The organism is Herbiconiux sp. SALV-R1, assembly GCF_013113715.1.
Taxonomy (GTDB): domain Bacteria; phylum Actinomycetota; class Actinomycetes; order Actinomycetales; family Microbacteriaceae; genus Herbiconiux.
The window spans coordinates 1,746,665-1,767,976 of record NZ_CP053344.1 but is presented as its reverse complement, the minus strand read 5'-3'; the positions used below and the strand labels follow the sequence as shown (position 1 = coordinate 1,767,976).

The following is a 21,312-nucleotide window of genomic DNA, read 5'->3' as shown; positions in this document are numbered from 1 at the left end:
AACTACGAAAGAGTAGCCACGCCCAGGGTAGCGTGACCCGATTACCCGTCCGTGACGCCATTGTTTCGGGGATGTTACGGCGCTACCTCTTGACGAGCACCGTTCCGGAGAAGACGTCGTGAAGGCCCCGCTGGTCGGAATCCCAGATGAGGGCCGGAATGAGGAGCATCAGCAGCACGGTGCGGAGGATGGGCCGCCACCAGCCGGCGTAGCCGCCGTCGAGTCTCACGACACGCAGGCCGAGAAGCAGGTGACCGAGGCCGCCGCCGAGCGTGACCATGAGCACGACCTGCTCGACGAGGAAGATGACGCTCGACGCCCACGGGCTCTCGAAGAAGAACGCGAAGTAGATGACGTAGCAGAAGGCGAAGTCGATGAGCAGAGCCGCGATGCGGCGACCGGGACGGGCGACCGATCCGTGGCCTTCGCGGTTGAAGCCGAGCCGCTCGCCCGGCCACTGACTCGGTGCAGCGCTTCCCGAGGAGGTGGTCACCCGAGCCTCAGCGACCGCGCTGGGGGCGCATCCGCATGGGGTCGATGCCCTTCGGGATGGGCAGCGGCGAGTTCGACAGCGAGCTCAGGCGGTTGCTCACCGCGAGCACCTCGGGCTTCGTGAGGTTCGGTTTGAGCTTGGCCATCTGCGCCGCGACGCGGTGCAGCGGCACGGCGTCGGCGTCGGGGCCGACGGAGAGGAAGGTGACCGGCACGTTCGGGAGGATGCGCAGCACCTTGCGGCGCTCCTCCTCGAGCATCTTCGTGGTGCGGCTGCGCGGGCCCTCGCTGATGAGCACGACTCCACCGCGGCCGACGGCGCGGTAGACCGCATCCTGCGTCTTGCCGTTCACGGCGACGGGCATCTCGCTGCCCGTCCAGCTGCGCTTCAGCGAGCTGCGCAGCACGGCGCCGACGGCACCCGGCTGCCCTTCGATCTGCTTGTACGCGGCGCGCTCGGCGCGGCGGCCGAGGATGATGAGGGCGGCGAGGAGACCCGCGAGCACGCCCGCGAGAATCCACATGACCATGCCGAAGACGTTGCCGCCCGCGAAGATGAGCGCGGCAGCCACGCCCGCCAGCACGGGGAGCGCGAAGCCGAGCACCATGAACCAGACGGCGTTCGAGTCGTAGCGGCGGGTCATCTGGAAGACCTGCCACATCTGCTTGATGCGGCCCGGCTCCTTCGGCTTCTTGGGTGCGGTGTCGGTCTTGCGTGCCATACCACCAGGATACTTCGTCCCGCTCGCGCTCCCGCGCACGGGAATTGTGCACAGACGGATGCTCGCGCGACTTTCTGCACAGGTTGCGTCGTGCGGGACCATGTCGGGGCAGCGTCGGCGGAACATCGTGGGCATGCGAAGTGAATCCGGGCCGGTCGTTGCCGGGTATCGGCTGATCGAGCTGCTGGCGGTGGGCGAGCGGGCCAACGTGTTCCTCGCGCGGCGCGTGGGCGGCGCTGGAGCGAGGGAGGAGGGGGAGGAGGTGGTGCTGAAGGTGAGGCTGGTGCGGGGCCGGCACGCGGAGGGTGCCGGGGAGGTCGAGGTGCTGGAAGGCTGGCGGGAGCCGGAGTTGGAGCTGGAGCCGGGGCCGGGGCCGGGCGGTTCGGCTGATCGCGCGGCGCGGGTGACCGGGCGGGAATCTGAGGAGGATGAGCGCGTGACGGGGTCGCATCCACCTGAGTGGTGGACCTGGGAGCAGGAGGCGACGGGGCCCGACGATGACAGGCGCGAACTCAGCGTGGCGGAGGCGATAGACCCGGCGCTGGAGGCGGTCGTCGAGCTTGTGCGCGTGGTGCGGAGACGCCTGCGGGGGAGTCGGCGGGCCTTGCTGGCGACGCCACGAAGGAAGATACTCGCGGGCGGGGTCGTGGCGGCCGTCGTGGTCGTGGCGGCGGTCTGTGGTGCGATGCCCGGCGGTGATGCCGCAGGGTCCGGGCCGCCGCGGGCGGATGCGTCCGCGTCTGCGTTTGCGCCAGCGGCTGCGTCTGAGTCAGCGCCGGCGGCGGCGTCCGCGTCTGCGTTGGCGGCGGCGCACGTATCGTCACCTCCGACAGGCACGGCGTCTGCGGTGTCGGCGAGTGCGGGTGAACCTGTCGAGGCGGCAACGCGCGACGTGGAGAGGCGGGGCGCGAGGCTCGAGGGGGCGCGGGTGGTGGAGGAGCTGGGCGGCGCGGTGGTGGTCGGCGGGACGGTCGTGGCGGGCGCACCGGGGGAGGAGACGACGAAGCCGGTCTCGCTCCTCGTGGTGAGGAGCGAGACCGGCTGGGTGGTCAGAGCTGTCGACGCGTGGCGCGACGACCCGGGCTAGATGCCGAGGTCGCCCTCGAAGTCGCCGTCTTCGAGGCGGTTCTTCACCGCGCTGAGGAAGCGGGCGGCGTCGGCGCCGTCGACGATGCGGTGGTCGTAGCTGAGGGCCAGGAACACGGTCGAGCGGATGGCGATCGCGTCGGTGCCGTCGACGGTCACCACGGCGGGCTTCTTCACGACAGCACCGGTGCCGAGGATGGCGACCTGCGGCAGGAACACCAGCGGCGTGTCGAACAGCGCGCCGCGCGAGCCGGTGTTGGTGAGCGTGAAGGTGCCACCGGCCAGCTCGTCGGGCTTCAGCTTGTTGTCGCGGGTGCGGGCGGCGAGATCGGCGATCTGGCCGGCGAAGCCCGCTATGTCGAGGTCACCGGCGTTCTTCACCACGGGGGTGAGGAGTCCGCGCTCGGTGTCGACGGCGATGCTGATGCTCTCGTGGTCGGGGTAGACGATGTTCTCGCCGTCGACGGTCGCGTTGATGACGGGGAACGCCTTCAGCGCCTCGGCCGCAGCGACCGCGAAGAACGGCATGAACGACAGCTTGGTGCCGGTCTTCTCGAGGAACGACGCCTTCACCTTCTCGCGCAACTGAGCGACCTTGGTGACGTCGACCTCCACGACCGTGGTGAGCTGAGCGGAGGCCTGCATCGAAGCGACGGCGCGCTCGGCGACGACCTTGCGCAGACGCGACATCGGCTGGGTCGTGCCGCGCAGCGGCGAGACCTCGAGCGGCGCGCGCTTCGCCGCAGCCGCCGGGGCTGCCGCAGCTGCCGGAGCCTCGGCGGCGGCGATGACGTCTTCCTTGCGGATGCGACCGCCGACACCCGTGCCGGTGACCGACGCAAGGTCGACACCGCGGTCGTGGGCGAGCTTGCGCACGAGCGGCGTGACGTAGCCGGCGTTCGATCCCGACGAAGCGGGCGCCGGAGCGGCGGGAGCAGCAGCAGGCGCCGGAGCCACAGCGGGTGCGGCAGCCGGAGCCGGAGCGGCAGCCGGTGCCGGAGCAGCGGCGGGAGCGGGAGCAGCGGCCGGAGCCGGAGCGGGCTCAGCGGCGGGCGCCGGGGCGGCCTCCGGAGCCGCGGCCGGAGCCTCCTGCACCGGAGCGGGCTGCTCGGCCGGGGTCTCCTCGGCGGGCGCGGGCGCCTCGGTCGACGGCTCGACGACCTCGGCGGGCGCCTCCTCAGCCGGGGCCTGCGGCTCGGCGGCCGGAGCACCGGCGCCCGAGCCGTCGCCGATCGTCACCAGAGCGGTGCCGACCTCGACGGTCTCGTCTTCCTGCACGAGGATCTCCTCGATCACACCCGCCACCGGCGAGGGGATCTCGGTGTCGACCTTGTCGGTCGACACCTCGAGAAGGGGCTCATCGACCTCGACGCGATCGCCGACGTTCTTGAGCCATCGGGTGACCGTTCCTTCGGTGACACTCTCACCGAGTGCGGGAAGGTTGACGGATTCGCTCATGACCTTTGTCTCCTTATGGAACGGTTCGTTGCAAGCCTACTGGCGTGGGTGGTGCTGCGCTCGGGGGAACCGGCTCAGATGGCGTGGAGGGGCTTCCCCGCCAGCGCGAGGTGGGCCTCGCCGAGGGCCTCGTTCTGGGTCGGGTGGGCGTGGATGAGCGGAGCGACGTCTTCGGGATACGCCTCCCAGTTCACGATGAGCTGGCCCTCGCCGATGAGCTCGCCGACGCGCGCGCCGATCATGTGGATGCCGATGACCGGGCCGTCGTTCACGCGCACGACCTTCACCGAACCGGTGGTGCCGATGATGTGGCTCTTGCCGTTGCCGGCGAGGTTGTAGTCGTACGACGAGATCTTGTCGGCGCCGTACTTCTCGGCGGCCTTCGCCTCGGTGAGGCCGACCGATGCGACCTCGGGGTCGGAGTAGGTGACCTTCGGGATGTTCACGTCCTCGACGATCTGCGGGTTCAGCCCCGCGATCTCCTCGGCCACGAAGATGCCCTGCTGGAAGCCGCGGTGGGCCAGCTGCAGGCCGGGGACGATGTCGCCGACGGCGTAGACGCCGGGCACGCTGGTCTCGAGGCGGTCGTTGGTGATGACGAAGCCGCGGTCGACGGTGACGCCGACCTCTTCGAAGCCGAGTCCCTGGGTGGCGGGGCCGCGACCGACGGCCACGAGCAGCAGCTCGCCGTCGAAGGTCTTGCCGTCTTCGAGGGTGACGACGACGCCGTTCTCGTTCTGGGTGACCCCCGAGAAGCGCACGCCGAGGTTGAAGGCGATGCCGCGCTTGCGGAAGGCGCGCTCGAACTGCTTCGAGATGGCCTCGTCCTCGTTGGGCACGAGGTGCGGGAGCGCCTCGACGATGGTGACGTCGGCGCCGAACGACTTCCAGACGCTCGCGAACTCGACGCCGATGACGCCGCCACCGAGGATGACGACCTTCTTCGGCACGAAGTCGAGCGACAGGGCCTGCTCGGAGGTGATGACGCGCCCGCCGATCTCGAGACCGGGGAGCGTGCGCGAGTACGAACCGGTGGCGAGCACGATCTTCTTGCCGCGGATGACGTCGTCGCCGACCTGCACCGTGGTGGGGGAGGTCAGTCGGCCCTCACCGGCGATGGTGGTGACGCCGCGCGCCTTCACCAGGCCCTCGAGGCCCTTGTACTTCGACGAGACGATGCCCTCGCGGTAGGCGGTGACCGCGGCGATGTCGATGCCCTCGAAGCTCGTGGTCACGCCGTACTTCGCCGACTCGCGCGAGACGTCGGCCACCTCGGCCGAGTGCAGGAGCGCCTTGGTCGGGATGCAGCCGCGGTGCAGACACGTTCCACCGACCTTGTCCTTCTCGATCATCGCGACCGTGAAGCCCAGCTGGCTGGCGCGCAGTGCGGCTGCGTAGCCGCCACTGCCACCGCCGAGGACCACAATGTCAAAATTCTGCTCCGACACCACGTAACTCCCTCGTGCATCAATGCTCTGCGCCCTCAGATTCGGCGCAGGGAAAGGGCGAGATTTTTTCGCCCCTCCGAGCCTACTACGCGCTGGTATACAACTCGGCAAATCGGAGCAGGGCACGCACGGTGGCTCCCGTGGGTCCCTTTACGGTGTACCCGTAGCCACCCTCCTTGTTGTGCGCGGCGCCCGCGATGTCGAGGTGCGCCCAGGGAATGGGGGTGCCGTCTTCGCGGTCGCCGACGAACTCCTTCAGGAAGACGCCGGCCACGAGCATCCCGCCCGCGGTGTTGCCCGGCTTCACGTTGGCGATGTCGGCGATGTCGGAGGCGAGCATCGGGCGCAGCTCCCCGGGGAGCGGCATGGGCCACAGCGTCTCGCCGGTCTGCCTGGCCGCCTCGACGAGCCGCCCGACCACCTCGTCGTCGCCCATCGTGGCGACGTAGCGGTTGCCGAGCGCGACGATGGCGGCGCCGGTGAGCGTCGCGACGTCGACGATGACGTCGGGGTTCTCCTCGCCCGCGGCGACGATGCCGTCGGCCAGCACGAGTCGGCCTTCGGCGTCGGTGTTGAGCACCTCGACCGTGCGCCCGCCGCGGATGGTGAGCACGTCACCCGGCCGGATGGCCGTGCCCGAGGGCATGTTCTCGGCGAGGCAGAGCCAGGCCGTGATGCGCACCGGCAGCCCGAGCCGCGCCGCGGCGACGGTGGCGGCGAGCACGGTGGCGGAGCCCGCCATGTCGTACTTCATGCCGATCATCGACACCGGGGGCTTCAGCGAGAGCCCGCCGGTGTCGAAGGTGATGCCCTTGCCCACCAGCGCGAGGTGAGCGGATGCTCCGGCCGGCGAGTAGTCGACCCGCACCAGGCGAGGTGGTCGGCTGGAACCCTGGCCCACGCCCACGATGCCGCCGAAGCCCTCGGCGCGGAGCTCGTCGAGCCCCCAGATGCGCACGTCGAGCGGCAGCTCCGCGGCGAGTTCGGCGACGCGATCGGCGTACGACTCCGGATAGAGGTCGAGGGCCGGCTCGTTGACCAGGTCGCGCACCAGGTTCACGGCGTCGACCGTGGCGCCGGCGTGACGCAGGGCCCGCTCGACGTCGTCGTCTCCGCGGCCTCCGCCCACGATCTCGATGGCGCGGGGGCCCTTCTCGTCTTCGCTGGAGTTCGACCCCGTGCCGCGCTGCTCCGCGTAGTCGTAGGAGCCGAGCCCCGCTCCCTCGAGCAGCGCGTCGAGCTCGTCGGCCGAGGTGGGGGCGAGGTCGAGCAGCAGCGCCGACGAGCCGGAGAGGCGGCGGGCCGCGGCTCCGGCGGCGTACCGCAGCGCATCCGTGTCGGCTTCCGCCGTACCGAGACCGACCACGGCGAGACCCGCCGCCGAACTGCCGGATGGGGCGGGAAGGCGCACGAGCTCGTCCTTCTTGCCGGTGAAGCCGACCGCGGCCAGATCGTCTGCGAGCCCGGGGAACGCGGCTGCCGCGTCGCCTCTCACGACGGGCCTGCCGTCGACCAGGGAGGCACCGAGCACGAGCACCTCCTCGGCGGTGGCGTCGCGGCGAGCGGGGGAGACGGAGAGCGGTGACGAGGTCATCCCTCGATGCTATCCAGCGGCGCCCGGGATATTCCCGTCGCGTGTTCGCTCTCGGCATGCTGCGGCTCCGGGGCGCCGTGGGCACCGCGGTTTAGAGTTGATGCATGGACGACCCCCGCGGACTGTACGACATCGTTGCCGACGACGGCTTCGTGCCCGAGGGGCTGCCGCTGGTCGCCGCGCTTACCGGGTTCACCGATGCCGGAGGCGCGGTCTCGCAGCTCGGCGACTACCTCCTCGACTCCTTGCAAAGCTCCGTCGTCGTGGAGTTCGACGCCGACATCCTGCTCGACTACCGCGCGCGTCGCCCCGTCATCACCTTCGATCAAGACCACGTCAGCGAGTACGAGCCGCAGACGCTGCGCCTGCACCTCGTCACCGACGAACTCGGTCAGCGCTTCCTCTTCCTGAACGGCTTCGAGCCCGACTTCCAGTGGGAGCGCTTCGCGGCGGCCGTCATCCAGCTGGTCGACCGGTTCAAGGTCTCGACCACGACGTGGGTGCACGCCATCCCGATGCCCGTGCCGCACACGCGCCCCATCAACGTGACGGTGAGCGGCAACCGCATCGAGCTCATCGACGCCCTCTCGGTGTGGCGGCCGAGCACTCAGGCCCCCGCCAACGTGCTGCACCTCGTGGAGTACCGCCTTCAGGAGCTCGGGCATCCGATCGCCGGGTTCGTGCTGCTCGTGCCGCACTACCTCGCCGACACCGAGTACCCGGCCACCGCGCTCGTCGGTGTGGAGAGTATCAGCTCGGCGACGGGCCTCATCTTCCCCACCGACAGATTGCGCGAGGAGGGGCGCGTGTTCGCGTCGAAGATCGACGAGCAGGTGCAGTCGAACGCCGAACTCGCGCGGCTCGTGCAGACGCTCGAGGAGCGTCACGACGCGTACATGGAGGGCACGAGCCTGCGGTCGCCGCTCACCGACGTCGACGGCGAGCTGCCCTCGGCCGACGAGATCGCCGACGAGCTCGAGCGGTTCCTGGCGGGCAACCGTCCGGGCGACGACTCGCCTGAGGCCACCGGCCGCTGACCGTGGCGGGGCGCGCTGCCCCGCGCATCCCGCAGCCCTTGGCACGGAGTAGGTTGGGGGCGGTGAACTCCCGTCGCTCCTGGCTCGTCTTCGGGGTCGGCGTGTTCGCCTACATGGCGGGGGTCATGCAGCGGTCCACCCTCGGCGTGGCCGGCGTCTCGGCCGCCGAGCGCTTCGACACCACCGCGGCGCTGCTGTCGGCTCTCGCCGTCGTGCAGCTCATCGTCTACGCCGGCCTCCAGGTGCCCATCGGCATCCTCATCGACCGGGTCGGCCCGAAGCTGCTCATCTCGGTCGGCTCCGCGGTGATGGTCGCGGGCCAGACGACCCTCGCCTTCGCCCCAGAGATCAGCGTGGCGATCGTCGGCCGGATGCTCGTCGGGGCCGGAGACGCCGCCATCTTCATCTCGCTCATCAGGCTGGTGAACTCGTGGTTCTCGGGCCGGATCGTGCCGATGCTCTCGCAGTGGACGGGCAATGTCGGCGCCATCGGCCAGATCCTCTCGGCGGTGCCGTTCGCCTGGCTTCTGCACGAGGCGGGATGGACGGTCGCCTTCTCGGCCGCGGCGTCGCTCTCGTTCGCCGGGTTCGTGCTGTGCCTGGTGTTCCTCGCCGACCGCCCGCGCGACGCCGCCGAACCCCCGCGCGCCGCCTCCATCAGAGAGGCCCTGCACGGTCTCGGGCAGACGATACGGAGGCCGGGCACCCAGCTCGGCTTCTGGTCGCACTACGTCAGCCAGTCGTCGGGCACGGCCTTCGCGCTGTTCTGGGGGTTCCCGTTCATGGTGTCGGCGCTGGGGTTCGACGAGGGCACCGCATCCTTCTTCCTCGTCGTCATCGTGCTCACCGGGCTCGTGGCGGGGCCGGTGCTCGGCATCCTCACCGCACGGTTCCCTTTGCGGCGCTCGAACCTCGTGCTCGGCATCGCTGCGCTCCTGCTCGGCGTGTGGGCGGCGGTGCTGCTCTGGCCGGGGGTGCCGCCGGTCTGGCTCATCGTCGTGCTCGTGGTGTCGATGGGGGTCGGGGGCCCGGGTTCACTCATCGGCTTCGACTTCGCGCGCTCGTTCAACCCCATCCGCTCGCTCGGCTCGGCGAACGGCATCGTGAACGTGGGCGGCTTCACGGCGAGCTTCGTGATCATGTTCCTCATCGGTCTCGTGCTCGACCTGCAGTTCGACAGCGGCATGAGCGCGACCCTCTACGACCTCGACGCGTTCCGGCTGGCCTTCACCGTGCAGTACCCGGTGATCGGCTTCGGGGTGGTGATGCTGCTTCTTGCGAGACGGCGCACACGGCGGAAGCTGGAGGAGGATGAGGGAATATCCGTGGGCCCCATCTGGGTTGCACTGTACAGGGCATGGAAACGCCGGGGCTCAGGCGGCAAGAGGGCTACCGGTTCCGTGCAATAATTGCTATGAAGACCCGTTCCTGTGCGTGGTGCAGTAGCTCTGATGAGGCTGCGTTCTACCCGCACTTGACATGGGTCTTAGTACTGTCCAAAAACATCTTCACGTGACGGATCGCTTGCCGGGGAACGCACTCATCCCCTTCCCGCACGTGGCATGAAAGGTGATCTCATGGCCACCCCCAAGTCCGCCGACACTCTCGAGACGGCAGTGGCGCCCGACGAGACGGAGTCGGTGAAGGGCGCCGCTGCGCCCAAGCGCGCCGCCGCGAAGCGTGCACCCGCCAAGAAGGCGGCCAAGGCGAGCCCGAAGAAGGCCTCGAAGGTCGACGACGAGGGCGAAGACGAGATCGACGAGGAAGAGCTCGACGACGACGCCGAGGGCGACTCGGCCGCCGACGACTCCGACACCGACACCGCCGAGGGCGACGCCGCCGACACGGACGCGGAGGGCGACACCGACGACGACGCCAAGAAGGCGCCTGCCGCGGCCGAGGAGACGCTGCCGAGCGGCGCCCTGGTGCTCTCGCTGGTCGACGACGAAGACGACGTGCCGGTCTACTCGACCACCATCACGGGCGCGACCGCCGACCCGGTGAAGGACTACCTCAAGCAGATCGGAAAGGTGGCGCTGCTCAACGCCGCCGAAGAGGTCGAGCTCGCCATGCGCATCGAGGCGGGTCTGTTCGCCGAAGACAAGCTGGCGACCACCGAGAACCTCAGCCCCTCCGCCAAGCGCGAGCTGCAGTGGGTGGCGAAGGACGGCCAGCGCGCGAAGAGCCACCTGCTCGGTGCCAACCTCCGTCTCGTCGTGTCGCTCGCGAAGCGCTACACGGGCCGTGGCATGCAGTTCCTCGACCTCATCCAGGAGGGCAACCTGGGCCTGATCCGCGCGGTCGAGAAGTTCGACTACACCAAGGGCTTCAAGTTCTCGACCTATGCGACGTGGTGGATCCGTCAGGCCATCACGCGCGCCATGGCCGACCAGGCGCGCACCATCCGCATCCCGGTGCACATGGTCGAGGTCATCAACAAGCTCGCCCGCGTGCAGCGCCAGATGCTGCAAGACCTGGGTCGCGAGCCCACGCCCGAGGAGCTGAGCCGCGAGCTCGACATGACCCCCGAGAAGGTCATCGAGGTGCAGAAGTACGGCCGTGAGCCGATCTCGCTGCACACCCCGCTCGGTGAAGACGGCGACAGCGAGTTCGGCGACCTCATCGAAGACACCGAGGCCGTCGTGCCGGCCGACGCCGTGGGCTTCACCATGCTGCAGAAGCAGCTGGAGTCGCTGCTCGACTCGCTCTCCGAGCGCGAGGCCGGCGTCATCCGGATGCGCTTCGGACTCGGCGACGGAATGCCCAAGACGCTCGACCAGATCGGCGACACCTTCGGCGTGACGCGTGAGCGCATCCGTCAGATCGAGTCGAAGACGATGGCGAAGCTGCGCCACCCGTCGCGATCGCAGTCGCTGCGCGACTACCTCGAGTAGGCCGATGGGTCTGCGAACCACGGCGGCGGTTCTCGTCGGGCGTGCCGTGCGCGTCGCTGCGCGGTTGCGCGGCGGCGGGTCGGCCATTCCGGGCAACATCGCGCTGCGTATCGATCCCGGGTTCCTCGGGCGCACCATCGCGGCGATCCCCGACGGAGTCGTCGCGGTGTCGGGCTCGAACGGCAAGTCGACCACGACGAACATGCTCTCCGCGATCGTGCGTGCGCACGGTCTGTCGGTGTTCACGAACCCCTCGGGCGGCAACCTGCCGCAGGGCATCGCCTCGGCGCTGCTTTCGGAGGTGTCGGTGTCGGGCACGCTCGACTCCGACATCGCCGTGCTGGAGGTCGACGAGGGCTACGGCACGCGCCTCGCCGAGCTGCTGAAGCCGAAGACGGTGCTGCTGCTCAACATCCAGATCGACCAGCTCAACCGGTATCACGAGCCCGATCGCGTGGCGGCCATGCTGGGCCGGGTGGCCGCGAGCTCGACCGAGGGGCTCATCCTCAACCGCGAAGACAACTTCCTGGTCGACCTCGACCAGCAGATCCCGGCCAAGGCCGGGCGTGCGGTGTCGTTCTTCGGCGGGGTTCCCGCGCTCGTGGAGCCCGCCAGCCACGGCGTCGCCTCGGCCGACCGCTTCGGCGAGTCGGCGGCGGCACCGGGTTCGCGGCCCGCTGCGGTGGAAGTGGTGGCGCTGAACGGCGCCCGCGCGACGCTCTCGATCGAGAATGCCGTGCTGCCGCCGTCGGGTGTCGCCGAGCGCACGGAGATCGAGGTCCGGCTGCCGGCGCGAGGATTGCACTACGCGCTCGACGCCGCCGGTGCCGCCGCGGCGGCACGGAGTGTGCTCGGGGCCCGCTTCAAGCCGGCACTCGTGGCCGCAGCCCTCGACTCGCTCGCCACGGTCTACGGTCGCGGGGAGATGCTCGTGGTGAACGGTGAGCAGATCGAGATCATCATGATGAAGAATCCGGCGAGCCTGCAGCTGAACCTCGACTCGCTGGAGGTCGCGCCGGAGCAGGTGTTCCTCGCCGTCGACGAGGGAACGCCCGACCCGTCGTGGATCTACGACATCGACTTCTCGGCCCTCGACCACGTCGACGGCATCACCGGGTCGAAGGCCTGGCAGTTCGCGGTGCGCTTCGGCTACCTCGGCATTCCGGTCGGGTCGGTCGATCTCGACGTGCGCGCGGCGCTCAAGGCGTTCCTGGCGCTGCCGAAGCCCTCGACCGGACACAAGGTCATGATCCTCAACTACGAGCAGATGATGGACATCCGCAAGATCCTGGGCTTCAAGGAGCTCGAGGGTGGGGGTGCCGCATGACCGGCAGTGCCCTGCGCATCCTGCACCTGTTCCCCCGGCTGCTCGGGTTGAACGGCGAGGCGGGGAACGTCGAGATCCTGAAGCTCCGCTCGGAGTGGCGTGGCCTGCCCGTCGAGGTGACCCGCTACGACGAGGGAAAGCCCGTCGGCTTCGCCGACGCCGACCTCGTGTTCATCGGCAGCGGGCCGGTGTCGGCCGAGGTGATCGCGCAGCCGCTCGTGCTGGCCATCGCCGAGTCGCTTCGGGAGCTCGCCGCCGATGGCGTGCCCTTCCTGGCGATCGGTGCCGGGTTCCAACTGCTCGGTGAGAGCGTGACGCTCGAGAACGGAGAAGTGCTCGAGGGAGCCGGTGTGTTCCCGGTCACCACCCGGCACGGCGGCACCCGCGTGGTGGGTGACTTCGTGCTCGAGTCGCCTCGGCTCGGCCCCGTGGTGGGCTTCGAGAACCGCGGCTCGTTCGTGGAGGTCGGGCCGCACGAGACCCTCGGCCGCGTCGTCTACGGCCGCGGCAACACCGAGACCCCCGGCAACGAGGGCTTCTGGGAGGGCAACCTGCTCGGCACCCACATGCACGGGCCCCTCCTGGCGAACAACCCCGTCATCGCCGACTCCCTCCTCGACACCGCCCGCCTCCGCCGCGGCCTCGACTACACCACCCCCGACCCCGACACCCTCCACACCCTCGACGAACGCGCCCGCCACGCCCGCGCCACGATCGCGGCCAGGCCCCTGAGCGAGTAGGTTCCGAGCTACACGTCGATGCGCTCGCGGCTGAGGGCGTCGGAGCCCTGGATGATGAACTCCTTGCGGGGGGCGACGTCGTCGCCCATGAGGAGGTCGAACATGTGCTCGGCGGCTGCGGCGTCGGCGACTCCGACGCGGCGGAGGGTGCGATAGCGCTTGTCCATGGTGGTGGAGGCGAGCTGGTCGGCGTCCATCTCGCCGAGGCCCTTGTAGCGCTGGATGGGGTCTTGGTAACGGCGGTTCGACTTCTTGAGCGACCCGAGCACGCCCTGCAGTTCGGCCTCGGAGTAGGTGTAGATGGTCTCGTTCGGCTTCGACCCGGGGTTGATGGCCACCACGCGATGCAGCGGGGGGACCGCCGCGTAGACCCTGCCGTCTTCGATGAGCGGCCGCATGTAGCGGAAGAACAGCGTGAGCAGCAGCGTGCGGATGTGCGCCCCGTCAACGTCGGCGTCGCTCATCAGGATGATCTTGCCGTAGCGGGCCGCCGAGAGGTCGAAGGAGCGGCCCGAGCCGGCCCCGATGACCTGGATGATCGACGCGCACTCCGCGTTCGACAGCATGTCGGCGACCGTCGCCTTCTGCACGTTGAGGATCTTGCCGCGGATGGGCAGCAGCGCCTGGAACTCGCTGTTGCGTGCGAGCTTCGCGGTGCCGAGCGCCGAGTCGCCCTCGACGATGAACAGCTCGCTCTGCGCGACGTCGCTGCTGCGGCAGTCGACGAGCTTCGCGGGAAGCGACGACGACTCGAGCGCGTTCTTGCGGCGCTGGGTCTCCTTGTGGGCGCGTGCCGAGATGCGCGACTTCATCTCGGCGACGACCTTGTCGAGCACGAGCGCGGTCTGCGCCTTGTCGTCGCGCCTGGGCGAGGAGAAGCGCTCGGCGAGGCCTTTCGCGACCACGTTCGACACGATGGCGCGCACGGCGGGCGTGCCCAGGATCTCCTTCGTCTGCCCCTCGAACTGCGGCTCGGGCAGTCGCACGGTGAGCACGGCGGTGAGCCCGGCGAGCACGTCGTCTTTCTCGAGCTTGTCGTTCCCGACCTTAAGACGCCGCGCATTCGCCTCGACGGTCTGCCTCAGGAACTTCAGCAGCCCCGCTTCGAACCCGGCCTGGTGCGTGCCGCCCTTGGGGGTGGAGATGATGTTGACGAAGCTGCGGAAGGCGGTGTCGTAGCCGACGCCCCAGCGCAGGGCGAGGTCGACCGTGCACTCTCGGGTGAGTTCGGTGGGCACCATCGCCCCGCTGTCGCTCAGCACCGGGACGGTCTCTTTGAAGCTGCCGCTGCCCTGGATGCGCCAGATGTCGGTGAGGGGGGAATCGGAGGCGAGGTGGTCGACGAACTCCGAGATGCCGCCCTCGAACTTGAAAGAGTCGGTGCGGGGCTCCTCGCCGCGCTCGTCGTCGATGCTGATCTCGAGGCCGGGAACGAGGAACGCGGTCTGCCGTGCGCGCACGAGCAGCTCGTCGCTCTGAAACGCAGCGCCCTTGGTGAAGATCTGTCGGTCGGCCCAGTAGCGCACCCGGGTGCCGGTCTTCGCCTTGGCGACCTTGCCGACGATGCGCAGCTCGCTGCGCTTCTCGAACGGGGTGAACGGCGCGTCGGGGCTCGGCGGCTTGCCGCCGTCGTCGAAGACGCCGGGCTCGCCCCGGTGGAACGACATGGCCCAGGTCTTGCCGTCGCGGTCGACCTCGACGTCGAGCCGCTCGCTGAGCGCGTTCACCACCGAGGCGCCGACACCGTGAAGACCGCCCGAGGCGGCGTACGAACCCGAACCGAACTTGCCGCCCGCGTGGAGCTTCGTGAACACCACCTCGACGCCGGTGAGCCCCGTCTTCGGCTCGGTGTCGACGGGGATGCCCCTCGCGGTGTCGCGCACCTCGACGCTGCCGTCGTCGTGCAGCACGACGCCGATGGAGGTGCCGTGGCCGGCGAGTGCCTCGTCGACCGAGTTGTCAATGATCTCCCAGAGGCAGTGCATGAGACCGCGCGAGTCGGTCGACCCGATGTACATGCCGGGGCGCTTGCGCACCGCCTCCAGCCCTTCGAGGACGGAGAGGTGCCTGGCGGAGTAGTCGGACGCTGATGCCACCCGTCAAGGCTACTTGCCGCCTCCGACACCGGGCGCCCGCGACACCCGGCCCGGGCCACACCCGGGCCCGCTCACACTACGCGCACAGCGAAACGCAACCGGATTGAGTCCTGACCGCCCCAGAACAGTGCTTGGATGGCTGTACCAGTCAGTCACCGTTCGAGCCGTTAAGGAGCAGAAGATGCACTCAGTTGCAACAGAACCCGGCGCTGTTTCCGATCTCGAGAACGCGTACCAGCTCACGGCGGCCGACCGCTGCGACAGCTGTGGCGCCCAGGCCTACATCCGTGTCGACATGCCGTCGGGAGCCGAGCTGCTCTTCTGCGCGCACCACGGTCGCAAGTACCAGGAGAAGCTCTCCCAGGTCGCGACCGGTTGGCACGACGAGTCGTCCAAACTCCTGAACGACTAGCGCCGACAGCACCTGCCGGCCCGCGAGCTCAGCTCGCGGAGCGGGCGGAGCCGATCGAACCCACGACGCCGCTCAGAGCCGCTCCCGACGCATCGCGCCGGGCCCCCACCTCGGGGAGGCTCCGGGCGGCGCCGTCGTTCGCGACGGCCAGTGCGGGCGCAGGGCCGGCCCAGGCCACCGTGAGCACGTCTTCGCCCTTCAAGAAGCGGTGAGCGCGCACGCCGCCGGTGGCCCGGCCCTTGGGCGGGAACTCGGCGAAGTCGGAGACCTTGCCGCTCCCCGCATCCGTGCCGGCCAGGGTGGAGGTGCTGCCCGCGATCGTGACGACCACCGCATCCTGCCCGTCGGGCACCGAGCCGAACCAGATGACGGATGCTCCTGCCGCGAGATTGATGCCGGCCATTCCTCCCGCGGCAGCTCCCTGCGGGCGCACACTCGCCTGGAAGAACCGCAGCAGCTGGGCGTCTGAGGTGATGAACACGAGCTCGTCGTCTTCGGAGTGCTGCGCCGCCCCCACGACGGAGTCGCCTGGCTTCAGCGCGATGATCTCGAAGTCGGGCCGCGCGGGGTAACCGCCGGGGGCCACGCGCTTCACCACGCCCTGCGCGGTGCCGAGCGAGATGGGCACGGGGGAGTCGAGCGACACCAGGGCCACGACCTTCTCGCGCTTGGTGTCGAGCGCGAGGTATTCGCCCACCTTCACGCCCGCGCCGAGCTGCACCGACGAGGCCGGCACGGCGGGGAGGTCGAGCACCGGCATGCGCACGAGCCGCCCGGTGTCGGTGACGGCCCCGATCTCGGAGCGACGGGTGGTCACCACCTCGCTGCGGATGGCGTCGTGCTTGCTGCGCCGCACCGGAGCGGTCGGCCCACCGAGCGCCGAGCCGGCGCCGACAGCGGCCCCGCCCTCCGTCTCCTCGCGGTCGACCCGCACGACGCGCCCCGTGGTGCTGAGGTACACGACGCAGGGCACGTCGGTGACCTCGAGCACCGGCGCAGCCCGGCGGGACGCCGCGGGAAGCGCGGGCCGTGCCTCGGTGAGCAGCGTGCGGCGCGGCGTGCCGTACTTCTCGGCGACCTCGTCGAGCTCGTCGGAGACGGCCTTGCGAATGAGCGCCGGGTCGCCGAGCAGCGCTTCGAGCTGCGCGATCTCAGCCTGCAGCTGGTCGCGCTCGGCCTCGAGCTCGATGCGCGAGAACTTGGTGAGCCTGCGAAGCCGCAGCTCGAGGATGTAGTCGGCCTGCAGCACGCTCAGCTCGAACACGTCGATGAGTCGCACGCGCGCCTGCTCGGTGTCGTCACTCGAGCGGATGACCTGGATGACCTCGTCGATGTCGAGGATCGCGATGAGGAGGCCCTCGACGAGGTGCAGCCGCTCGCGGCGCCGGTCGAGCCGGTAGCGGGTGCGCCGGGTCACGACGTCGATGCGGTGGTTGACGTAGACCACGAGCAGATCGCGGAGCCCGAGCGTGAGCGGCCCGCCGTCGACCAGCGCGACGTTGTTGATGTTGAAGCCGTCTTCGAGCGGGGTCAGCTTGTAGAGCTGCTCGAGCACGGCGGCCGGGTCGAACCCGGTCTTGATGCCGATCACCAGGCGCAGGCCGTTCGTGCGGTCGGTGAGGTCGGTGACGTCGCTGATGCCCTGGATCTTCTTGGCGGTGACGCCGTCCTTGATCTTGGCGATCACCTTCTCGGGCCCCACGAGGTAGGGCAGCTCGGTGACGACGAGCCCCGTCTTCCGCGGCGTGAGGGTCTCGATCGACACCTTCGCCCGGGTCTTGAACGCCCCTCGACCGGTCTCGTAGGCGTCGCGCACGCCCGCGAGGCCCACGATCGTGCCACCACCCGGGAGGTCGGGACCGGGGATGAACGTCATCAGCTCATCCAGCGTCGCGTCGGGGTTCTCGATGAGGTAGCGGGCGCCCGCCACGACCTCGATGAGGTTGTGCGGCGCCATGTTGGTCGCCATGCCCACGGCGATGCCGCTCGCCCCGTTCACCAGGAGGTTCGGGATGGCGGCCGGCAGCACGTCGGGCTGGGTGAGCTGGTTGTCGTAGTTCGGCACGAAGTCGACGACGTCTTCGTCGAGGCCCTCCACCATGGTCATGGCGGGGGAGTCGAGCCTGGCCTCGGTGTAGCGGGGAGCGGCCGGTCCGTCGTCGGGGGAGCCGAAGTTGCCATGCCCGTCGATGAGGGGAACCCGCATCGTCCACGACTGGGCCAGGCGCACCAGGGCGTCGTAGATGGCGGTGTCGCCGTGCGGGTGGAGCTTGCCCATCACCTCGCCCACCACGCGCGCGCTCTTGACGTGCCCGCGGTCGGGGCGCAGGCCCATCTCGCTCATCATGTACAGAATGCGGCGCTGCACCGGCTTCAGACCGTCACGCGCGTCGGGGAGGGCGCGGGAGTAGATGACCGAGTACGCGTACTCGAGGAACGAATCCTGCATCTCGGTGGCGACGTCGACGTCGAGGATCTTCTCGACCGCGCTCTCGGAGGGATCGTTCTTCGCTTGAGTCATTCCTGTTTTTCTGAAGAGTCGTGCTGTGCCAGACGAAGGTGTGCTGTGCCAGACTGGGCCGAATGTCCACCATGCTACCGACGCGTGCCGGGGGAGAGCCGACGCTCGCCGACGTGTTGCCGAGTTGCGCCGCATCGCTGCGCGGTGAGACGAACCGCCTGGGCCTGCCCCCCGCCACCCGCTGTGTCGTCGTGCTGGTCGACGGTCTCGGTGCCGCGGCCCTCCGCGCCCGCGTGGGTCACGCCCGCGCGCTCGGCCGGTCGTTGACGAAACGGGCCGTGCTCTCGAGCGGGTTCCCCACCACGACCGCCGCGGCCCTGGCCAGCCTCGCCACGGGCACGGCACCCGGGCAACACGGCCTCGTGGGCTACACGGCACTCGTGCCGGCGGCCGGCCGCGTGCTCAACCAGCTCTCCGGCTGGAACGACGCCATGCCGCCCGAGACCTGGCAGCGGCGCCGCACCGTCTTCGAGACGCTGGCGGAGGCCGGCGTGACGTCGGCTGCCGTCGGGCCCGCCCAGTACGCCGACTCCGGTCTCACCAGGGCCATCCTCCGCGGCGCCGTGTACACGCCGGGCCGCACCCTCGCCGACCGCTTCGCCGCCGCGCGCCGAGTGCTCGACGAGGGCTCGGCCGAGCTCGTCTACCTCTACGTCCCCGAGCTCGACCAGCTCGCCCACGCCAAAGGCTGGGAGTCCGACCGCTGGCTCGCGGCGCTCGAGACGCTCGACGCCGAGTTCGGCGCGTTCGAGCGCACGCTGCGACGCGGCGAGGGACTGCTCCTCACCGCCGACCACGGCGTCGTCGACGTTCCCGCCACCTCCCAGATCGTGTTCGGCGAGGTGCCCGAGCTGGTCGCCGGTGTACAGCACGTGGGCGGCGACCCGCGCTGCGTGCAGCTCTACCTGTCTCCGGATGCGTCGGTCGCCGACCGCGCTCGTCTCGCGGAGGCCTGGCGGTCGAGTGAGAGCAGCCGCGCCTGGGTGGCGACCCGCGAGGAGGCTGTCGAGGCGGGCTGGTTCGGCGCGGTAGACGACGAGGTGCTGCCCCGCATCGGCGACGTGCTCGTCGCGGCCCGCAAGCTCGTCGCGTACTACGACGGCAGGGAAGGCGACACGAGCGGGCGCTCGATGATCGGCCAGCACGGCTCCCTCACCGCCGAGGAGACGATGGTGCCCCTCCTGCGCTCGGGTGCCTACGCGGCGAGCTGACCGGCCCTAGGGTGTGTCTCGTCGTTCGGCAGGCGCTGCGGCGCACCCGGTCGGCACGCTCGCGGCGTTGTCATCGTCGCCGATAGCGCCGCTATCGGCTCCTCTTCCGCCTTGCGATCGCACCACCCGGGCGCGTCCTCGCTGCCCGCCGAACGACGAGACACACCCTAGGCCGGGTCGTCCTCGCTGCGGGCGCCGAAGACGATCTCGTCCCAGCTGGGCATGGCCGCCCGCTGCCGGCGGGCCGCGGTCTGCTTGGCCCGGGTGTCGGGCGCGGGCTTGCCCTCGGCATCGACCACGGCCTCGGGCTCGAGCCCGGGCAGCGGGGTGTCGGCCGGCTCGGCCGGAGAGGCCGACACGGGCCGAGGGCCGGCGAAGACGGGATGCTCGTCGACCGGGTTGCCGTCGAAGGAGGCGGCTTCCCGCTCCCCGCGGCGGCGGCGGAGCGCCTCGAGCAGGTCGGCGGTCTGGTTGTGGTCGGCGGTGTCGGCCTCGTCGGGGGCCCGCTTCACCGAGTAGGCGTCGAAGGGGCGCGGCTCGCGGTGCCCCACCGGGCGCGGCGGCAGGTCGCGGGCGGGTGTCTCCGAAGCGGTCTCGGCAGGAGCATCCGTCGTCTCGGCCGGCTCGGCCTGCTCGCGGTCGAGGGGGGAGAAGGCGCCGCTGTCGAACCTCGAGTCGTCGTCGTTCGGCAGCCCGACGGCACGCAGCCGCGGGATGAGACCCTCGGTGAGCTCGCCGTGGCGCGAGAGCGTCGTCGCCTCGTTGTTGAGCGGGGTGAGCACGTGGCGCTTCGGGTCGAACTGCCAGCGGGCGTCGTGCTCGATCTCGCGGGAGGTGAAGGTGAGCTTGACCGTCCAGCCGGTCTCATCCTTCCAGCTGGCCCAGCGCACGTCACGGGCGTCGAGACCTTCGAGTCGCTCCTCGAGCGCTTCGCCGAAGGTGGAGAGCGGCTCCTCGCCGAGCGGGTCGGCCGGGGTGGTGGGCTGCACCGCTACGCGGAGAGCGGAATCGACGATGAACTGGCGCTCGGCCACGACCGGGCCCTCGAAGCGCTCCACGTACTCCACCGAGGCGCCGGTGAGCTCGGCCACCTCGGCGGCGGAGAGCCCGGCGCGGATGTGGGTCTGGATCTCGCGCGGCGGCACCTTCCTGCCGCCCGAGCCCGCTGCGATGCCCTGCCTGAGCTTCGAGCGGAGCACCTCGTCGATGACGATCCTGAAGCGTTCGCCGCTGTCGCTCGAGACGATGAGCGCCTCGTCCTCGACGCCGACAACCGTCAATTCCTGCATGGTGAAAGGCCCTCCAGAGGTCGCTGTTCGCTGACAGGATGACACGTCACGAGTGCCGCGACGGGGAATGTTCCGGGCGCGCCGCAAGTTGATGGCCGCGTGAGTAATCACTGCTCATTCGGCGGTTTGCTATTCCAGCCTCTTTGATGCAAACTAACGCCGCCGATTTTGTTAATGGGTATTCAAGAAGTGGATGGGCATGGCGACTGATTACGACGCACCGCGCAAGACCGATGACGACTCGGATTCGATCGAAGCGCTGAAGGAGCGGGTTCCGGACAAGATGTCCGGCGTCGTAGATGTCGATGACGCCGACAACCCGGGTGGCTTCGAGCTGCCCGGTGCCGATCTCTCCGACCTCGATCTCGACGTCGTCGTCCTGCCTCCGCAGGCCGACGAGTTCACCTGCATGAGCTGCTTCCTGGTGAAGCACCGCTCGCAGATCGATCACGAGGAGAAGTTCGGCGCGATCTGCGTGGAGTGCGCCTCCTAGGCCACTCCCGCGGCACGCGCGATCAGCGCATCGTCACCGCATCGATGAAATCGCCGGGACGCCGGGTCGACACCAGCCAGTAGGGTGTCGGATCCTGCGGATCGGCGATTCGCATGTTCACCACCGGGTCGATCCATCCCCTGATGCAGAGGTAGGCCCGCGCGTCGAGCAGACGGCCCCGCTGCAGCGCGGCATCCTCACCCCGGTAGGCCCGGCAGTCCCCGACGAGCTCCTTGGGGATGCGCGCCCTGCCGACCCGCACCTCCTTCTCCGTCACCTCGAGCACGGGGGAGGTCGTCACCAGCACGACGACGATCCCCGCGTAGAGCACGAGCCCCACCGCGATGCCGATCAGCACACCGGGCACGGTGGTCAGGGGCGCGAACACGATGGTGCTGGCGGGCAGGACGAGAGCTGTGGAGAGGTAGACCCAGAGCGACGGGTGGAGCCTCTCGCGGTAGTGCTGCATGGCTCTATTCGATCATTCTTTCT

18 protein-coding genes are annotated in these 21,312 nt (G+C 69.7%); 9 read left to right on the top strand and 9 right to left on the bottom strand.

The window, feature by feature from the left end:
• Window positions 1-82: 82 nt before the first annotated feature.
• Window positions 83-493, bottom strand: coding sequence for an RDD family protein (locus tag HL652_RS08515; RefSeq protein ID WP_171704938.1), 411 nt, complete (start codon window positions 491-493; stop codon window positions 83-85).
• Between the two features lie 7 nt (window positions 494-500).
• Window positions 501-1,214 (bottom strand): DUF4191 domain-containing protein, encoded by a 714-nt coding sequence (locus HL652_RS08510; protein ID WP_171704937.1) that lies wholly within the window; start codon window positions 1,212-1,214, stop codon window positions 501-503.
• A 133-nt stretch (window positions 1,215-1,347) separates the two neighbouring features.
• Here HL652_RS08510 and HL652_RS08505 point away from each other — a divergent pair, with 133 nt between their 5' ends.
• Window positions 1,348-2,301 (top strand): hypothetical protein, encoded by a 954-nt coding sequence (locus HL652_RS08505; RefSeq protein ID WP_171704936.1) that lies wholly within the window; start codon window positions 1,348-1,350, stop codon window positions 2,299-2,301.
• Here HL652_RS08505 and sucB read toward each other — a convergent pair.
• From sucB to HL652_RS08490, 3 genes are all read right to left on the bottom strand, one after another.
• Window positions 2,298-3,758, bottom strand: a complete 1,461-nt coding sequence (gene sucB / locus HL652_RS08500) for a 2-oxoglutarate dehydrogenase, E2 component, dihydrolipoamide succinyltransferase (RefSeq protein ID WP_171704935.1) — start codon at window positions 3,756-3,758, stop codon at window positions 2,298-2,300. The genes HL652_RS08505 and sucB overlap by 4 nt on opposite strands.
• 74 nt (window positions 3,759-3,832) lie before the next feature.
• Window positions 3,833-5,206 carry a dihydrolipoyl dehydrogenase gene (gene lpdA / locus HL652_RS08495; RefSeq protein ID WP_171704934.1) on the bottom strand — a complete coding sequence of 458 codons (1,374 nt, stop codon included), beginning with the start codon at window positions 5,204-5,206 and terminating at the stop codon, window positions 3,833-3,835.
• 85 nt (window positions 5,207-5,291) lie between these two features.
• Window positions 5,292-6,800: a leucyl aminopeptidase gene (locus HL652_RS08490; protein ID WP_171704933.1), complete on the bottom strand. Its 1,509-nt coding sequence runs from the start codon at window positions 6,798-6,800 to the stop codon at window positions 5,292-5,294.
• Window positions 6,801-6,904: 104 nt separating this feature from the next.
• Here HL652_RS08490 and HL652_RS08485 point away from each other — a divergent pair, with 104 nt between their 5' ends.
• The 5 genes from HL652_RS08485 (at window position 6,905) to HL652_RS08465 (ending at window position 12,798) form a co-directional block, all read left to right on the top strand.
• Window positions 6,905-7,837 carry a proteasome assembly chaperone family protein gene (locus HL652_RS08485; protein ID WP_171704932.1) on the top strand — a complete coding sequence of 311 codons (933 nt, stop codon included), beginning with the start codon at window positions 6,905-6,907 and terminating at the stop codon, window positions 7,835-7,837.
• Between the two features lie 62 nt (window positions 7,838-7,899).
• Window positions 7,900-9,246, top strand: a complete 1,347-nt coding sequence (locus tag HL652_RS08480; RefSeq protein WP_171704931.1) for an MFS transporter — start codon at window positions 7,900-7,902, stop codon at window positions 9,244-9,246.
• 168 nt (window positions 9,247-9,414) lie between these two features.
• The gene (locus tag HL652_RS08475; protein ID WP_171704930.1) at window positions 9,415-10,731 is read left to right on the top strand and encodes an RNA polymerase sigma factor; all 1,317 of its coding nucleotides are present in this window, start codon (window positions 9,415-9,417) and stop codon (window positions 10,729-10,731) included.
• Window positions 10,732-10,735: 4 nt separating this feature from the next.
• Window positions 10,736-12,058 carry a MurT ligase domain-containing protein gene (locus HL652_RS08470; protein ID WP_171704929.1) on the top strand — a complete coding sequence of 441 codons (1,323 nt, stop codon included), beginning with the start codon at window positions 10,736-10,738 and terminating at the stop codon, window positions 12,056-12,058.
• Window positions 12,055-12,798 carry a type 1 glutamine amidotransferase gene (locus HL652_RS08465; RefSeq protein ID WP_171704928.1) on the top strand — a complete coding sequence of 248 codons (744 nt, stop codon included), beginning with the start codon at window positions 12,055-12,057 and terminating at the stop codon, window positions 12,796-12,798. Before HL652_RS08470 ends, HL652_RS08465 begins: the two co-directional genes overlap by 4 nt.
• 8 nt (window positions 12,799-12,806) lie before the next feature.
• On the opposite strand, the gene HL652_RS08460 is transcribed toward HL652_RS08465, so the two are convergent.
• Window positions 12,807-14,894: a DNA gyrase/topoisomerase IV subunit B gene (locus tag HL652_RS08460; protein ID WP_171704927.1), complete on the bottom strand. Its 2,088-nt coding sequence runs from the start codon at window positions 14,892-14,894 to the stop codon at window positions 12,807-12,809.
• 181 nt (window positions 14,895-15,075) lie between these two features.
• Between HL652_RS08460 and HL652_RS08455 the strand changes: the two genes are divergently transcribed.
• Entirely contained in the window at window positions 15,076-15,306 is a 231-nt protein-coding gene (locus tag HL652_RS08455) for a DUF7455 domain-containing protein (protein WP_171704926.1), read from the top strand.
• Window positions 15,307-15,334: 28 nt separating this feature from the next.
• On the opposite strand, the gene HL652_RS08450 is transcribed toward HL652_RS08455, so the two are convergent.
• Window positions 15,335-17,827: a DNA gyrase/topoisomerase IV subunit A gene (locus HL652_RS08450; protein WP_171704925.1), complete on the bottom strand. Its 2,493-nt coding sequence runs from the start codon at window positions 17,825-17,827 to the stop codon at window positions 15,335-15,337.
• A gap of 62 nt (window positions 17,828-17,889) precedes the next feature.
• Here HL652_RS08450 and HL652_RS08445 point away from each other — a divergent pair, with 62 nt between their 5' ends.
• On the top strand, window positions 17,890-19,038 hold the full coding sequence (locus HL652_RS08445) for an alkaline phosphatase family protein (RefSeq protein WP_253743729.1): 1,149 nt from the start codon (window positions 17,890-17,892) through the stop codon (window positions 19,036-19,038).
• 167 nt (window positions 19,039-19,205) lie between these two features.
• Here HL652_RS08445 and sepH read toward each other — a convergent pair whose 3' ends face one another.
• Window positions 19,206-20,327, bottom strand: a complete 1,122-nt coding sequence (gene sepH, locus HL652_RS08440) for a septation protein SepH (protein ID WP_171704924.1) — start codon at window positions 20,325-20,327, stop codon at window positions 19,206-19,208.
• A gap of 199 nt (window positions 20,328-20,526) precedes the next feature.
• On the opposite strand from sepH, the gene HL652_RS08435 reads away from it, so the two are divergent.
• Entirely contained in the window at window positions 20,527-20,820 is a 294-nt protein-coding gene (locus HL652_RS08435) for a DUF4193 domain-containing protein (RefSeq protein WP_171704923.1), read from the top strand.
• A gap of 22 nt (window positions 20,821-20,842) precedes the next feature.
• Here the strand turns inward: HL652_RS08435 and HL652_RS08430 are convergent, their stop codons facing one another.
• Window positions 20,843-21,289 carry a DUF3093 domain-containing protein gene (locus HL652_RS08430; protein WP_171704922.1) on the bottom strand — a complete coding sequence of 149 codons (447 nt, stop codon included), beginning with the start codon at window positions 21,287-21,289 and terminating at the stop codon, window positions 20,843-20,845.
• Between the last annotated feature and the right edge of the window lie 23 nt (window positions 21,290-21,312).

Bases quoted from the DNA above. Each gene is read 5' to 3' on its own strand.
- HL652_RS08510 (WP_171704937.1), bottom strand. From the start codon at position 1,214: ATGGCACGCAAGACCGACACCGCACCCAAGAAGCCGAAGGAGCCGGGC.
- HL652_RS08505 (WP_171704936.1), top strand. From the start codon at position 1,348: ATGCGAAGTGAATCCGGGCCGGTCGTTGCCGGGTATCGGCTGATCGAG.
- sucB (WP_171704935.1), bottom strand. From the start codon at position 3,758: ATGAGCGAATCCGTCAACCTTCCCGCACTCGGTGAGAGTGTCACCGAA.
- HL652_RS08490 (WP_171704933.1), bottom strand. From the start codon at position 6,800: ATGACCTCGTCACCGCTCTCCGTCTCCCCCGCTCGCCGCGACGCCACC.
- HL652_RS08485 (WP_171704932.1), top strand. From the start codon at position 6,905: ATGGACGACCCCCGCGGACTGTACGACATCGTTGCCGACGACGGCTTC.
- HL652_RS08475 (WP_171704930.1), top strand. From the start codon at position 9,415: ATGGCCACCCCCAAGTCCGCCGACACTCTCGAGACGGCAGTGGCGCCC.
- HL652_RS08470 (WP_171704929.1), top strand. From the start codon at position 10,736: ATGGGTCTGCGAACCACGGCGGCGGTTCTCGTCGGGCGTGCCGTGCGC.
- HL652_RS08465 (WP_171704928.1), top strand. From the start codon at position 12,055: ATGACCGGCAGTGCCCTGCGCATCCTGCACCTGTTCCCCCGGCTGCTC.
- HL652_RS08455 (WP_171704926.1), top strand. From the start codon at position 15,076: ATGCACTCAGTTGCAACAGAACCCGGCGCTGTTTCCGATCTCGAGAAC.
- HL652_RS08450 (WP_171704925.1), bottom strand. From the start codon at position 17,827: ATGACTCAAGCGAAGAACGATCCCTCCGAGAGCGCGGTCGAGAAGATC.
- HL652_RS08445 (WP_253743729.1), top strand. From the start codon at position 17,890: ATGTCCACCATGCTACCGACGCGTGCCGGGGGAGAGCCGACGCTCGCC.
- sepH (WP_171704924.1), bottom strand. From the start codon at position 20,327: ATGCAGGAATTGACGGTTGTCGGCGTCGAGGACGAGGCGCTCATCGTC.
- HL652_RS08435 (WP_171704923.1), top strand. From the start codon at position 20,527: ATGGCGACTGATTACGACGCACCGCGCAAGACCGATGACGACTCGGAT.
- HL652_RS08430 (WP_171704922.1), bottom strand. From the start codon at position 21,289: ATGCAGCACTACCGCGAGAGGCTCCACCCGTCGCTCTGGGTCTACCTC.